General features: G+C 58.2%; 11 protein-coding genes. 6 read left to right on the plus strand and 5 right to left on the minus strand.

Features of this window, described 5'->3' with window-relative positions; translation table 11 throughout:
- The first annotated feature begins 70 nt into the window (after positions 1–70).
- Positions 71–1,072 (plus strand): tRNA dihydrouridine(20/20a) synthase DusA, encoded by a 1,002-nt coding sequence (gene dusA, locus SWE17_RS04090; protein WP_322991847.1) that lies wholly within the window; start codon positions 71–73, stop codon positions 1,070–1,072.
- Positions 1,073–1,151: 79 nt separating this feature from the next.
- Here the strand turns inward: dusA and SWE17_RS04095 are convergent, their stop codons facing one another.
- Both SWE17_RS04095 and SWE17_RS04100 read right to left on the minus strand, forming a co-directional pair.
- The gene (locus SWE17_RS04095; RefSeq protein ID WP_322991848.1) at positions 1,152–3,104 is read right to left on the minus strand and encodes a methyl-accepting chemotaxis protein; all 1,953 of its coding nucleotides are present in this window, start codon (positions 3,102–3,104) and stop codon (positions 1,152–1,154) included.
- A gap of 122 nt (positions 3,105–3,226) precedes the next feature.
- Positions 3,227–3,862 carry a GntR family transcriptional regulator gene (locus SWE17_RS04100; protein WP_322991849.1) on the minus strand — a complete coding sequence of 212 codons (636 nt, stop codon included), beginning with the start codon at positions 3,860–3,862 and terminating at the stop codon, positions 3,227–3,229.
- 186 nt (positions 3,863–4,048) lie between these two features.
- Between SWE17_RS04100 and scpA the strand changes: the two genes are divergently transcribed.
- Genes scpA through SWE17_RS04125 form a run of 5 tightly spaced genes read left to right on the plus strand, consistent with a single transcriptional unit; the run spans position 4,049 to position 11,359 of the window.
- Positions 4,049–6,226: a methylmalonyl-CoA mutase gene (scpA, locus tag SWE17_RS04105; protein WP_322991850.1), complete on the plus strand. Its 2,178-nt coding sequence runs from the start codon at positions 4,049–4,051 to the stop codon at positions 6,224–6,226.
- A complete protein-coding gene (gene meaB, locus SWE17_RS04110) occupies positions 6,223–7,236 on the plus strand; it encodes a methylmalonyl Co-A mutase-associated GTPase MeaB (RefSeq protein ID WP_322991851.1) in 1,014 nt (337 codons plus the stop codon). The genes scpA and meaB overlap by 4 nt, the downstream gene beginning before the upstream one ends.
- Positions 7,237–7,268: 32 nt before the next feature.
- Positions 7,269–8,801: an acyl-CoA carboxylase subunit beta gene (locus tag SWE17_RS04115; protein ID WP_322991852.1), complete on the plus strand. Its 1,533-nt coding sequence runs from the start codon at positions 7,269–7,271 to the stop codon at positions 8,799–8,801.
- Positions 8,802–8,821: 20 nt separating this feature from the next.
- Positions 8,822–10,870, plus strand: coding sequence for an acetyl/propionyl/methylcrotonyl-CoA carboxylase subunit alpha (locus SWE17_RS04120; RefSeq protein WP_322991853.1), 2,049 nt, complete (start codon positions 8,822–8,824; stop codon positions 10,868–10,870).
- The gene (locus tag SWE17_RS04125; protein ID WP_322991854.1) at positions 10,871–11,359 is read left to right on the plus strand and encodes a VOC family protein; all 489 of its coding nucleotides are present in this window, start codon (positions 10,871–10,873) and stop codon (positions 11,357–11,359) included.
- Positions 11,360–11,437: 78 nt separating this feature from the next.
- Here the strand turns inward: SWE17_RS04125 and rsxB are convergent, their stop codons facing one another.
- The 3 genes from rsxB to SWE17_RS04140 all read right to left on the minus strand — a co-directional run bounded on the left by rsxB (position 11,438) and on the right by SWE17_RS04140 (position 15,008).
- Positions 11,438–12,127: an electron transport complex subunit RsxB gene (rsxB, locus tag SWE17_RS04130; protein WP_322991855.1), complete on the minus strand. Its 690-nt coding sequence runs from the start codon at positions 12,125–12,127 to the stop codon at positions 11,438–11,440.
- A 5-nt stretch (positions 12,128–12,132) separates the two neighbouring features.
- Positions 12,133–13,641 carry a polyhydroxyalkanoate depolymerase gene (locus tag SWE17_RS04135; RefSeq protein ID WP_322991856.1) on the minus strand — a complete coding sequence of 503 codons (1,509 nt, stop codon included), beginning with the start codon at positions 13,639–13,641 and terminating at the stop codon, positions 12,133–12,135.
- 170 nt (positions 13,642–13,811) lie between these two features.
- On the minus strand, positions 13,812–15,008 hold the full coding sequence (locus SWE17_RS04140) for an amino acid aminotransferase (protein WP_322991857.1): 1,197 nt from the start codon (positions 15,006–15,008) through the stop codon (positions 13,812–13,814).
- Positions 15,009–15,129 lie beyond the last annotated feature (121 nt).

Here is a 15,129-nt window from a genome sequence, read left to right on the forward strand (position 1 = left end):
AACGCCCTGCTGAAATGAGGCGTAAGTGTTTGTTTTCAAGGCCGCAGCAAGCCAAGGATAATCAGCTCCCATGCATTTCCCCGAAACCCAACGCTGGCGCTTGTCTGTAGCGCCCATGATGGATTGGACCGACCGCCATTGCCGGTTTTTTCACCGTCTGCTGACCCGCCACACCCTGCTTTACACCGAGATGGTGACCACCGGCGCCTTGCGCCACGGCAGTGTGCAGCGGCACCTGCGCTTCAACGCCGAAGAGCACCCCGTGGCCCTGCAACTGGGCGGCAGCAATGCTGCTGACCTGGCCCACGCCGCCAAGTTGGGCCAAGAGTGGGGTTACGACGAGATCAACCTCAACTGCGGTTGTCCCTCAGACCGCGTGCAGCGCGGCGCATTTGGCGCTTGCCTGATGAACGAGCCGCGCACCGTGGCCGATGGCGTGAAAGCCATGTTGGACGTGGTGGATGTGCCGGTGACCGTTAAACACCGCATTGGCATTGACCGCATCGAAAGCTACGACTTTGTGCGCGACTTTGTCGGCACGGTGAGCGAAGCGGGGTGCAAGGTTTTCATCGTCCATGCGCGTAATGCCTGGCTCGATGGTCTGAGCCCCAAGGAAAACCGCGAGATTCCGCCGCTTCGTTACGAGCTGGCCTACCAACTCAAAAAGGACTTTCCGGGGCTGCTGATCGCCGTGAACGGCGGCATCAAAACAAACGAAGAAATTGCCCTGCATTTGCAGCACGCCGATGGTGTGATGATCGGGCGCGAGGCTTATTACAACCCTTGGCTGCTCAGCACCTGGGACGCCGCTTTTTACGGCGACGCCCACGAAGTGCCGAGCCGCGAAGCGGTGGAAGAGGCCATGGTCGCTTATATGGAGCGCGCTTTTGCCGAAGATGGCTGCCCTTGGTATGCGATCGCCCGGCACATGCTGGGCCTGTACCACGGTCAGCGAGGCGGTCGTTTGTGGCGTCAGGTCTGGAGCGACCACAAGCTCAAGCCTTTGCCGCCGCGTGAGGTTTGGGCTTTGGCCCGTGCAGCTTTGGCGCGGGGGGCGGTGGTCACTGACTGATGCTTGGCATGGCCGTCTGCCTGTTCAGGGCGAGGGGCGTTTTGAGTTCTGCCCCAGTAGCCGCTGATCTGAGCGCTGCTTAAAAGTGGAATTTCTCCACTTCACGGCGGTTGTTGTCGGCAATTTTTTCCAACTCAAGGGCTGTGGCCGTTAATTCGTCGGCAGCTGCGGCGTTGTTGCCGGCAATGTGGCTCAAGTTGGCGACGTTGGCATCAATTTCTTGCAAGGCGCTGCTTTGCTCTTCGACGGCTGCGGCAATGCGTTGCAGCATGCCATCTGTTTGACCCGCGCCTGCTTCGATTTTGTCCATGTCTTCATTGACGCCCGAGACCGTTTGAACGGCACGTTGTGCCTCGATGGTGGCTTGTTTGACCAAAATCGCAATTTCTTTGGTGCTTTCAGCACTGCTGATGGCCAGTTTGCCCACTTCGTCAGCGACCACGGCAAAGCCTTTGCCTTGTTCACCTGCGCGGGCCGCTTCGATGGCCGCGTTCAGGCTCAAAAGATTCGTTCGGTTGGCAATGCTTTCGATGACCTCTGAGATTTTGTTGATCTTTTGGGAGTTGGCCGCGATGTTGTTGACGACCTCGGCCATGTGCAGCATTTTTTGTTTGCCACTGCGCACCAAAGCCACGGACGCCCTGGATTGGTAGCTGGCCGATTCGGTGTTGCTGGACACATCGGCAATGGAGTCCGAACTCATGCGCAGAGCTGTGGCCACTTGGCTGATGGACGTGGTCTGCGTGTCTGCGCCTGAGGCAATTTGTGACACGGCTTGGTTGGTTTGGGTGGCTTGGGAGGCCAACAACTGGGTGTTGGTGTTGATTTCGCGCAAGGTGCGTGCCAGAGTGTCCAGAGACTGGTTGATGTTGATCTTGAGCTGTTCCAAATCACCACGTCCTGAAGCTTGAACCCGGCTGGTCAAATCACCTTGAGAAACGCGTGACATCACTTGGCCGACATCACCCATCATGGCTTGAAGTGCTGCAGTGGCCTTCGCAGCATGGTCCAAGGTGACCTTGAATTGCCCATGGACTTGGGCTTGAATCTGCACACCGAAATGACCATCGTGCAGGGATTGCATCACCTCGTTGAGAGCCGCCATGGTGACTTTGACGCTTTCTGAACTGTCATTGACCGCTTGTTTCATGTTGGCCAAATCGCCACGCAAATCGGTACTGATGCGGGTGTCAAAGTCGCCTTGGGCCATCGCCGAGACCACTTGGTTGACTTCCCGAATGGCCCGTTGTTGGGCATCGAGCATTTGGTTGAAAGCGATCGCTGTCAATGCGACTTCGTCTTTACCGACTTGCGCCATGCGCTTGCTGAAGTCAGAGGTTTTTTCAACATCACTCAACAAGTTTTGCAATTGTTGCAAGGGTTGTGTGATGGAGCGGGTGGTCAGCAAGGCCACCAACAAAGCGATGACCACGGCGATGACCGCGATCGTCAGCATGATGTTTTGACCCAATAAGGCGTTTTCTGCCGCATCGACTGCGAAAGCCTCAATCTCTTTTTTCTCTGTTTCAGCCAAAGCTTCGACGCTCAGGATGTAGTCCGTTTGGGGCTTGAGCATTTCCTCGACCAAGTACTCTTGTCCTCGCTCAATGCGGTTGGCCTTGATGAGATCGATGAGCTTGTGCTCGTGGTCTTCGAAAACTTTCCTGGCTTGGTTCAGGCGCGTCAATGCTTCTTGGCCCTCGGCTGTGTCCACGGTGGCTTGGAGCCGATTGACTGCGTCGGTAATCCGAGGTGTGGAATCTTTGATTTTTTCCAACTCGGCGGCGACCACTTTCTTGTCGTTGGCGATCAAAGCCGTGCGAATCGCGCGGGACTGCCGGTTCACTTCGTTTTCGATCGTTTGTGCCAGGGTGACTTTGATCAGCCGGTCATGCGCGATCATTTCCGTGTCTTTGGCAACCTTGGCCAATTCTTGGATACCGACCGCAGCCATCGCGACAAGCAAGGCCAGCAAAATGGCAAAGGACATGCCCAGTCGAGTCCCGATGCGCAAGTTTTGGATATTCAGCATTTTCGAAAATGGCCACGTTTTATGGCTAAAGCATCAGAAATGTGATTTTAGTGAAAGTCCCTACCAAATTCAGGTTTTTTGACGGATTGGCGGTGATTTTTCCACCTTGTAGAAACGCGGCTTCAGGTAGCTGCTTCCAGCCCATGGGTAAAGTGGGCTTGCATGCGCTGCGCAGCCAGCTCGGGCTGACGGTCTTTCAATGCCTGCACGATGGCGCTGTGCTCGGCCAACGATTGCACAATGCGCCCCTCTTTGAACAGAGAGCTGTGCCGGTTGAGTTTCATCACTTTGCGCAAATCGGCCACCATCTGGTTGCGCCAACGGTTATCCGCCAACTCCAAAATCAGCATGTGGAAGGCTTCGTTGATGTCAAAGAACCGATCCCGGTCGGCAGTGGCCTGTTCCAAGTCACGGTGCAGCGATTCGATCTGCTGCAGTTCATCGGCACTGGCCTTGATGGCCACCACGCGTGCCGCGTCTGATTCGAGCAAGGCCAGCAAGTGGTACACATCGCGCAAGTCTTTTTCGCTGACCTCGGTCACATAAGCGCCCCGGCGCACCTTCATGGTCACCAGGCCTTCTGCCGCCAGCACCTTAAGAGCTTCACGCAGCGGGGTGCGGCTGATGCCCAAGGCCTCGGAAATGCGTAACTCGTCGATCCAGCTGCCGGGTTCCAATTCGCGCGCAAAGATGCGCTGCCGCAACAGTTCGGCAACTTCTTCGTACAGGGCGCGGGGGGCGAGGGACAGGGCGGACATGGGTTGATTTAGAAGGGGTGCTGTTCGGGCGTGGCCCAAAGTATTTCAGGCGTTTCAGATGCTGAATTGTAAGCCGGTTAAAATATTTTGCATCAATAATTATGAATCACGGTACTTGTAAGCCGGTAGGCAGCCCTGGGCTGCCAAAATCCGTCTCAGCCATTTTTGTCCCGAAAGTACAGCGCCATGACGTCCAAATCCTTTGAATTCAACGCTTCCAACCTGGAAGCCTGGCAAAAAGCTGCGGTCAAATCCGCCCCTGGTGGCGATGTGAACGCGCTCAACTGGAAGACACCCGACGGCATCGTCGTCAAGCCTTTGTACACAGCGGCCGACACGGCCAACCTGCCTTACGCCAACACGCTGCCGGGCTTTGAGCCTTTCTTGCGGGGGCCGCAAGCCACCATGTACGCTGTGCGCCCTTGGACGATCCGCCAATACGCGGGTTTCTCCACCGCCGAAGAGTCCAACGCCTTTTACCGCAAGGCCTTGGCCGCAGGCGGACAGGGCGTGTCGGTGGCTTTTGACTTGGCCACGCACCGAGGCTACGACTCCGATCACCCCCGCGTGACGGGTGACGTGGGCAAAGCCGGTGTGGCGATTGACTCGGTCGAGGACATGAAGATCTTGTTTGACCAGATCCCGCTCGACAAGGTCAGCGTGTCCATGACCATGAACGGTGCGGTGTTGCCCGTGCTGGCCGGTTATGTGGTGGCGGCCGAGGAGCAGGGCGTGTCGCAAGACAAACTCTCAGGAACGATTCAGAACGACATTCTGAAAGAGTTCATGGTGCGCAACACCTACATCTACCCGCCCGAGCCGTCGATGAAGATCATCGGTGACATCATCGAGTACACGGCCAAGAACATGCCCAAGTTCAACTCGATCTCGATCTCGGGTTACCACATGCAAGAAGCCGGTGCCAACCAAGCGCTGGAGATGGCCTTTACCCTGGCCGATGGCAAGGAATACGTGAAGACGGCGATTGCCAAGGGCATGGACGTCGACGAGTTCGCCGGTCGCCTGTCCTTCTTCTGGGCGGTGGGCATGAACTTCTATCTGGAGATCGCCAAGATGCGCGCGGCTCGTCTACTGTGGTGCCGCATCATGAAGGGCTTTGACGCCAAGAACCCCAAGAGCCTGATGCTGCGCACACACAGCCAGACCTCGGGCTGGTCGCTCACCGAGCAAGACCCGTACAACAACGTGGTGCGCACCACCATCGAAGCCATGGCGGCCGTGTTTGGCGGCACCCAGTCACTGCACACCAACTCGTTTGACGAGGCGATCGCACTGCCCACCGAATTCAGCTCGCGCATTGCCCGCAACACGCAGCTCATCATTCAGGAAGAGACGCACATCACCAACGTGATCGATCCCTGGGCTGGCTCTTACATGATGGAGTCGCTCACCCAAGAAATGGCCGACAAGGCCTGGGCCATCATCGAAGAAGTCGAGGCCATGGGCGGCATGACCAAGGCCGTGGGCAGTGGTTGGGCCAAGCTCAAAATCGAAGGAGCGGCCGCTGAAAAGCAGGCCCGCATCGACTCCGGCAAAGATGTCATCGTGGGCGTGAACAAATACAAGCTGGCCAAAGAAGACCCGATCGAAACGTTGTCGATCGACAACGTGCGGGTGCGCGACGGCCAGATTGAACGCCTGAACAAGATTCGTGCGACGCGTGACAGCGCCAAGGTGCAGGCCGCGCTGGACGCTTTGAGCGCAGCCGCCGAATCTGGCCAGGGCAACTTGCTCGACCTGTCCATCCAGGCCGTGCGCCTGCGTGCCACGGTGGGCGAGGTGTCCGACGCGCTGGAAAAAGCCTTCGGTCGCCACCGCGCCGACACACAAAAGGTCGCTGGCGTGTACGCCGCGGCTTATGACGACGGCGAAAACGTGGGAGACACCATGGAGTACTGGAACCAGCTCAAGGCCGACATCGCCGCTTTTGCCGATGCACAAGGCCGTCGCCCCCGCGTGATGATCTCCAAACTCGGCCAGGACGGCCACGACCGGGGTGCCAAAGTGGTCGCCACCGCGTTTGCCGACCTGGGCTACGACGTGGACATGGGCCCGTTGTTTCAGACCCCCGAAGAGTGCGCCCGCCAGGCGATTGAAAACGATGTGCACGCCGTGGGCGTCTCGACACTCGCCGCAGGCCACAAAACCCTGGTGCCCGCCATCATTGCCGAGCTCAAAAAGCAGGGCGCTGACGACATCATTGTGTTCGTGGGCGGCGTGATTCCGCGTCAGGACTACGACATGTTGTACGAAGCGGGTGTTAAAGGCATCTACGGCCCCGGCACCCCGATCCCGGTCAGTGCCAAGGATGTGCTGGAGCAGATCAAGAAGGCCCTCGGGTGAGTCCTGCGCAGTTGCTCGACGGTCTGTTGCACGGCAACGCTGCCGGGCAGCGTCGCGCCATGGCCAAGGCCATCACGCTGCTCGAATCCACGCGTGCGGACCACCGCGCCTTGGTCGACGAGTTGCTCACGGTCATGCTGCCACACACAGGGAAATCTTTCCGTTTGGGCATCAGCGGCGTCCCGGGCGTGGGCAAGTCCACTTTCATTGAGGCGCTGGGTCTCTACCTGATTGGTCAAGGCCACCGCGTGGCGGTGCTGGCGGTGGACCCGTCCAGCACCGTGTCGGGCGGCTCCATCTTGGGTGACAAAACCCGCATGGAGTTGCTCAGCGTGCACGAGCGCGCCTACATCCGCCCCAGCCCCAGCAGCGGCACTTTGGGCGGTGTGGCTGAAAAAACCCGCGAGTCCATGCTGGTGTGCGAAGCGGCGGGCTACGACGTGGTGATCGTCGAGACCGTGGGCGTGGGCCAGTCCGAGACCGCCGTGGCCAACATGACCGACATGTTCGTGCTCATGCAGCTGCCCAACGCAGGCGACGATTTGCAGGCGATTAAAAAAGGCGTGATGGAAATTGCCGACTTGGTCGTCATCAACAAAGCCGACATCGATGCCATTGCGGCCACCCGCGCCGAGCTTCAGATCACCAGCGCTTTGCAGTTGCTGGGTATGCACGGTGGCTCGGGCCATGCACACGCCGACACCACCCAGTGGCACCCCAAGGTGGTGCAGCTCAGCGCTTTGCTGGGCCAGGGCGTGGACGGTTTTTGGGCGGCGGTCAGCGAGTTCCAAAGTCTGCAAACGGCCAATGGCCGATTGGCCTTGCGCCGTCAACAGCAAGCCCTGTCGTGGATGTGGGAGCGCATCGACGCGGGGCTCAAACACCATTTCCGGGCGCAGCCGCATGTGCAATCGCTGCTGCCACAGCTCAGTCAACAAGTCGCAGGCGGCCAACTGGCTGCTTCGACGGCTGCCCGTCAACTGCTCAGCGCTTACCAGGTGCAGGCGTAATTTGAATTTTTTCTGGAGAAAAGAGAACCACCATGCAAGACATCCTTGAACAACTGGAACAAAAGCGCGCTGCGGCCCGCTTGGGTGGCGGGCAAAAGCGCATTGATGCGCAGCACGCCAAAGGCAAGCTCACGGCCCGCGAGCGCATCGAAGTCTTGCTGGACGAAGGCACCTTTGAAGAGTGGGACATGTTTGTCGAGCACCGCTGCACCGACTTTGGCATGGAAGGCAACAAGATCCCCGGCGACGGCGTGGTCACCGGCTACGGCATGATCAACGGCCGCTTGGTGTTCGTGTTCAGCCAAGACTTCACCGTGTACGGCGGCGCTTTGTCCGAAACACACGCCGAGAAGATTTGCAAAATCATGGACCAAGCCATGAAAGTCGGCGCTCCCGTGATTGGCCTGAACGATTCGGGCGGTGCGCGTATTCAAGAGGGTGTGGCCTCGCTCGGTGGTTATGCCGACGTGTTCCAGCGCAACGTGATGGCCAGTGGTGTGGTGCCGCAGATCAGCATGATCATGGGCCCATCGGCCGGTGGCGCGGTGTACTCGCCAGCCCTGACCGACTTCATCTTCATGGTCAAGGACACCTCTTACATGTTCGTCACGGGCCCTGAAGTGGTCAAAACCGTGACCCACGAAGAAGTCACGGCCGAAGAGTTGGGCGGCGCATTGACGCACACCACCAAGAGTGGTGTGGCCGACATGGCTTTTGAGAACGATGTGGAGGCGCTTTTGATGTTGCGCCGTCTTTACAATTACCTGCCGCTCAACAACCGCGAAAAAGCGCCTGTACGTGCCAGCGGCGACCCCGCTGGCCGTTTGGACATGAGCCTCGACACCTTGGTGCCCGAGAACCCCAACAAAGCCTATGACATGAAGGAGTTGATCGTCAAAACGGTGGACGATGGCGACTTCTTTGAACTGCAGCCCGACTACGCCAAGAACATCCTGATTGGTTTCGCCCGCATGGAAGGTCAAACTGTGGGCATCGTGGCCAACCAGCCCTTGGTTTTGGCGGGTTGCTTGGACATCAAGAGCTCCATCAAGGCCGCCCGCTTTGTGCGCTTCTGCGATGCCTTCAACATCCCCGTGATCACCTTTGTGGACGTGCCCGGTTTCATGCCTGGCACCTCGCAAGAGTACGGCGGCATCATCAAGCACGGCGCGAAGTTGTTGTATGCGTATGCGGAGTGCACGGTGCCCAAAATCACCGTCATCACCCGCAAGGCTTATGGCGGCGCCTATGACGTGATGGCATCTAAACACCTGCGCGGCGACGTGAACTTTGCCTGGCCCAACGCCGAAATCGCGGTGATGGGTGCCAAAGGCGCGGTGGAAATCATCTTCCGCGAAGACAAGGGCGACCCCGAAAAACTGGCCGCCAAAGAAGCCGAATACAAAGCCCGTTTTGCCAACCCCTTTGTGGCTGGGGCACGCGGCTTCATCGACGACGTCATTCAGCCGCACGAAACACGCAAGCGCATCTGCCGCTCGCTGGTGATGTTGAAAGACAAGAAGATCGAAAACCCATGGCGCAAGCACGGCAACATTCCGCTCTAAGCCGCTAGGAGAAGAAGAACATGTTTACAAAAATTCTGATTGCAAACCGTGGCGAAATCGCTTGCCGCGTCATCGCCACCGCTCACAAGATGGGCATCAAAACCGTGGCCGTTTATTCTGAAGCCGACAAAGAAGCCCGCCATGTCCAATTGGCCGACGAGGCTGTTTTGATTGGTCCAGCGCCCTCGCGCGAGTCGTATTTGGTCGCTGACAAAATCATCGCGGCTGCTAAGGCCACAGGCGCTCAAGCCATTCACCCCGGCTACGGCTTCTTGAGCGAGAACGCCGAGTTCTCCAAGCGCTGCGAAGACGAAGGCATTGCCTTCATAGGACCGCGTCACTTTTCGATTGCCGCCATGGGCGACAAGATCGAATCGAAGAAGTTGGCTGGCGCTGCGGGCGTGAACTGCATTCCGGGCGTGAACGATGCCATCGAGACCGCAGAAAAAGCGGTTGAAATCGCCAAAGGCATCGGTTACCCCGTGATGATCAAGGCATCTGCGGGCGGCGGCGGCAAAGGCCTTCGTGTGGCGTTCAACGACAAAGAGGCGTTTGAAGGCTTCACCTCTTGCCGCAACGAAGCGCGCAACAGCTTTGGTGACGACCGCGTGTTCATCGAGAAGTTCGTTGAAGAGCCCCGTCACATCGAAATCCAGGTGCTGGGCGACAGCCATGGCAATGTGGTGTATTTGAACGAGCGCGAGTGCTCGATCCAGCGCCGCCACCAAAAAGTGATCGAAGAGGCACCGTCACCTTTCATCAGCGAAGCCACCCGCAAAGCCATGGGCGAGCAAGCGGTGCAGCTGGCCAAGGCCGTGAAATACCAATCGGCTGGTACGGTGGAGTTTGTGGTCGGCAAAGACCAAAGCTTCTACTTCCTTGAGATGAACACACGTTTGCAGGTGGAGCATCCGGTGACCGAGGCCATCACCGGTCTGGATTTGGTCGAGCAGATGATCCGCGTCGCCGCTGGCGAGAAGCTGGCCTTTGGCCAAGCCGATGTCAAACGCGATGGTTGGTCCATCGAGTGCCGCATCAACGCCGAAGACCCCTTCCGCAACTTCTTGCCCTCGACAGGTCGTTTGGTGCGTTTTCAGACACCCAAGCAAACCATGTTCCAAGGCAATACGACTGACCTGCAGGGTGTGCGTGTGGACACGGGCGTGCAAGACGGCGGCGAGATTCCGATGTTCTACGACTCGATGATCGCCAAACTGATCGTGCACGGCAAAGACCGCAATGAGGCGATTGCCAAAATGCGCGAAGCCTTGAATGGTTTTGTCATTCGCGGCATCAGCTCGAACATCCCATTCCAGGCCGCTTTGTTGGCGCACCCCCGTTTTGTGTCGGGTGACTTCAACACCGGCTTCATTGCCGAGCAGTACAGCCAAGGCTTCCGCGCCGAAGACGTGCCGCACGATGACCACGATTTCTTAGCGGCCTTGGCAGCATTCGTGCGCCGCAAGTCGCGCGAGCGTGCCGCAGGTTTGAGTGGCCAGTTGCCGGGCTATGACGTGCAAGTGGGGCAAGACTATGCAGTGGTGGAGCTGGGCAAATCAGGCCAGAACCGATATGTACCTGTTCATGTGGCCGAGTTCACGGGCAAGCACGGCGAAGCGCAGATCACGGTGAATGGCAAAACCTACGCCATCGCCAGCAATTCGCGTCTGAACGACATTCGGATTGAAGGCACCTGCAACGGCAAGCCCTTCACAGCGCAAGTCGAGCGTGGCACCCTGAAGAACCCGCTGGCTTTGCAAGTGCAACACAACGGTACTCGGATCGAAGCACTGGTGATGTCGCCGCGCATGGCTGAGCTGCACAAACTCATGCCCTACAAGGCCCCACCAGACCTGAGTCGCTTTGTCTTGTCGCCCATGCCCGGTTTGCTGGTCGATGTGGCGGTGTCCGTGGGCCAGAAGGTGCAAGCCGGTGAGCGTGTGGCCGTGATTGAAGCCATGAAGATGGAAAACGTGCTCTTTGCCGCCGCAGATGGCGTGGTCAAGAAAGTGGTCGCATCCAAAGGCGAATCACTCACCGTGGACCAGATGATCGTGGAGTTCGAATAAATGACCATCCAGCGCCCCTTCAAAGTGCTGGGCGTCCAGCAGATCGCCATCGGCGGGCCTGACAAGGGCCGCTTGCAAAAACTCTGGGTCGACATGTTTGGTCTGGAGGTGACTGGCACCTTCAAAAGCGAACGCGAGAACGTGGACGAGGATATCTGTGCGATTGGCACTGGCCCGTTCAAAGTCGAGGTCGATCTCATGCAGCCGCTGGACCCTGATAAAAAACCCGCCGTGCACACCACGCCGCTCAACCACATTGGCTTGTGGATTGACGACTTGCCGGTGGCGGTGGAATGGCTGACTTCGCAAGGTGTGCGCTTTGCACCCGGCGGCATCCGCAAGGGCGCGGCCGGTTTTGATATCACGTTTTTGCACCCCAAGGCGAACGAAGAATTCCCGATTGGGGGCGAGGGCGTGTTGATCGAGTTGGTGCAGGCCCCGGTGGAAGTGGTCAAGGCCTTTGCGGCTTTGGCCAGCAACGCGCACTGAGTTGTGTGGCCCTGAAGGGCTGAGTTGCAGCGTTTTCAGGTCAGAGCTTTAGCCCTGACACGGTCTTTCCAAAGCCCGTCAGACCCCGGTTTGTCGGGCTTTTGCTTTGGCCAGTGCCGCTTCGATGATGGCGCGCTTGCGGTCCACTTCGGGTGGCATGTCTGTGCCCTTGGTGTGTGTGGCCAAGTCCGCCAGTTTGTGCTCGGCCTTGGTTTGCAATTGCTTTTGGTGCTCTTGTTCTTCGCGCACAAGGCGCTGCTGGCGTGATTGGTAGCGATGGCGTGCGGTGAGCGCTTGCTCGGTTGACCATGCGGCCCAACCGGTTTGCGCACCCGTCACGTTTTCCAATTGGATGCAATCCACCGGGCAAACCGGGATGCACAGCTCGCAGCCTGTGCACCAGGGCTCGATCACGGTGTGCATGAGCTTGTTGGCGCCCAAGATGGCATCGGTCGGGCACGCTTTGATGCACAGCGTGCAGCCGATGCACCAAGCCTCGTCGATGATGGCGATTTGTCTTGGGCCCTCTGTCCCATGGTCCGGGTTCAGGGGTACAACCGGCAGTCCGGTGAGTTGTGCCAGCCGCTCAATGCCTGCTTTTCCGCCGGGTGGGCATTGGTTGATCGCGGCCTCGCCCTGTGCCATGGCCAGGGCATAGCTGGCGCAGTCGGGGTAGCCGCAGCGAGTGCACTGCGTTTGCGGCAGCGCGTCGTTCAGACATTGAAAAAGCGCCTGGGTTTCAGGCGCTGTTTCTTTGAGGTTTGGCATGGACCTCAGGCTTTTTTCTTGGGCGCAACCCATGTGGTTTTGACTGCCGGGGCACTGGCCTTGGCCACTGGTTTGGCAGTCGTCTTGGTCGCTGCTTTTGCCGCTGCTTTTGCAGGTGCCTTAACCGCCGCTTTGGCAGCGGGTTTGACGGCCGGTTTGGTCACGGCTTTGGTGGCAATGGTCTCTGGCTTGACGGCAACCGGTTTGGCGGCAGCTTTGGCTTTGATCGGGGCGGACTTTGCTGTTGCAGGCGCGACGTGGCTTTTGATGAACTCGACCACTTGCGGGTACACCACCTTGCGCCAGCGGCTGCCACTGAAAATGCCGTAGTGACCTGCGCCTGGCACTTCCAAGTGCAAACGGTCCTGGGCGGCAACGCCTGTGCACATGTCTTGCGCAGCGCGGGTCTGACCGGAGCCTGAGATGTCGTCCAGCTCGCCTTCCACCGTCATCAGGGCGGTGCCTTGGATGTCTTGTGGGCGAACGCGTTCTACTTTGCCGTCCACGCCCTTGACGTCCCAAGTGCCGTTGACCAGTTTGAAGTCCTGGAACACGGTCGCGATGGTTTCCAAGTAGTAATCGGCATCCATGTCGAGCACGGCGTTGTACTCGTCATAAAACTTGCGGTGCGCTTCTGTGCTGGCGTCGTCACCCTTGATCAAGTCTTTGAAGTAGTCGTAATGGCTCTTGGCATGACGATCGGGGTTCATGGCCACGAAACCGGTGTACTGCAAGAAACCGGGGTACACACGACGACCCGCGCCTGGGAAGTTGGCTGGCACGCGGTAGATGACGTTGTTCTCAAACCACTCAAAGCTTTTGTTGGTGGCCAGGTTGTTCACCGAGGTGGGTGATTTGCGAGCGTCGATCGGGCCACCCATCATGGTCATGGTCAGCGGTGTCTTCTCACCACGGCTGGCCATGAGCGAAACGGCAGCCATGACGGGCACGGTAGGCTGGCACACGCTCACGATGTGGCAGTTGCCATAGATCGATTGCAGGTGACGGATGAACTCTTGCACGTAGTTGATGTAGTCATCCAAATGGAATTCACCCTCTTCCAGGGGGACCAAACGGGCGTTCTTCCAATCGGTGATGTAGACCTTGTGGTCTTGCAGCATGGTTTTGACCGTGTCGCGCAACAAAGTGGCGTAGTGACCGGACAAGGGGGCCACGATCAGCACGGCAGGTTGGGCCTTGAGTTGTGTCAGCGTGGCTGGATCGTCCGAGAAGCGTTTGAAGCGGCGCAGTTCGCAAAAAGGCTTGTCGATCTCGATGCGTTCGTGAATGGCCACGTCGGTCTGGTTGACCTTGACGGTCTTGATGCCGAATTCTGGCTTTTCGTAGTCCTTGCCCAAGCGGTGCATCAGGGCGTAACCCGCTGATGTGCGTTGCGCCAATGGCGTCTGGGACATGGGGTTCAGGGGGTTGCTGAAGAGTTTCGCTGCTGCTTGTGCCAGATCGGAAAAAGGCTCCATGATCGAGCGTTGAGTTTCAAAAATCTGATAAAGCATTTGGCATTTCCCTTGCAACAAAATGGTGCGGTGCAGCAATACTACAGGAGACCGCACGGTATTTTTTGAGTGGCTCCCCTAATTGGCAGTCACTTTCCCGACCGTCCAAAAAGAAACCGCCCCGTCGGGGGCGGTTGCAAGCCGGGTGTCAGCCTTGATTGGCGTCAATTTCAGATGACTTTGGCGATCGCGGCGCAAACATAGTCGATGTTTTTGCTGTTGAGCGCAGCCACGCACATGCGGCCAGTGTCGGTGCCGTACACGCCAAACTCGCTGCGCAGACGCACCATTTGGTCTTTGGTGAGGCCCGAGTAGCTGAACATGCCGATCTGCGTCGTGATGAAGCTCATGTCTTGCTTCACACCCGCAGCCTTGAGGCTGTCCACCAATTTTTGGCGCATGGCCTTGATGCGCACACGCATTTCGGCCAATTCGCTTTCCCACTGAGCGCGCAGCTCGGGGTTGTTCAACACGGCAGCTACCACGGCACCACCATGGATGGGTGGATTGGAGTAGTTGGTGCGGATCGCAATTTTGAGCTGGCTCAGCACGCGCGAAGCCTCTTCTTTGTCATTGGCCACAACCGACAGGGCGCCTACGCGCTCGCCATAGAGGCTGAAGCTCTTCGAGAAAGATGTCGAGACGAAGATGTTCAGGCCCGCTGCCACAAATTGGCCAATCACCGCGCCGTCTTCGGCGATGCCGTGTCCAAAGCCTTGGTAGGCCATGTCGAGGAAGGCCGTGAGGCCCTTGGCTTTCACGACAGCGATGACCTGTTGCCATTGGGCGTCGGTGATGTCGTAGCCGGTGGGGTTGTGGCAGCAAGCATGCAGTACAACGATGGTGCCGGGCGCTGCCGCGTTCAGGCTGGCCAGCATGCCGTCGAAGTTCACACCACGCTTTTCCGCGTCGTAGTAGGCGTAGGCGCCGACTTCAAAACCGGCGTTAACAAAAATGGCACGGTGGTTTTCCCAGCTGGGGTCAGAGATCAGGACTTTGGCATTGGGGCTGATTTTCTTCAAAAAGTCGGCGCCGATCTTCAGGCCACCCGTGCCGCCGATGGCCTGCACGGTGGAGACACGCCCAGACTTGACCACGTCAGAGTCAGCGCCAAAGACCAGTGCTTTGACCGCGTTGTCATAGGCCACGATACCGTCGATCGGCAGATAACCACGGGCCGAAGGGGTGGCCATCATGGTTTTTTCAGCCGCTTGAACGCACTGCAGCAGGGGCAGCTTGCCGTTGTCGTCGAAGTACACGCCCACGCCCAGGTTCACCTTGTTGGGGTTGGTGTCGGCGTTGAATTGTTCATTCAGGCCCAGGATCGGGTCACGGGGGGCCATTTCGACGGCGGAAAACAGAGACATGGAAAGTCCTTGGATTGTGTTCATGGGTGGCAGGAAACCCGTTCCTCGGTTAGGCTTTCGGGTTGTCCCTTATTTTAACGGCCCCTGTTGCCTGGTTTGGCCCACAGTCCCTTACAAAAGA

Source organism: Limnohabitans sp. (genome assembly GCF_034680285.1).
In the GTDB taxonomy this organism is placed as follows: domain Bacteria; phylum Pseudomonadota; class Gammaproteobacteria; order Burkholderiales; family Burkholderiaceae_C; genus Limnohabitans_A.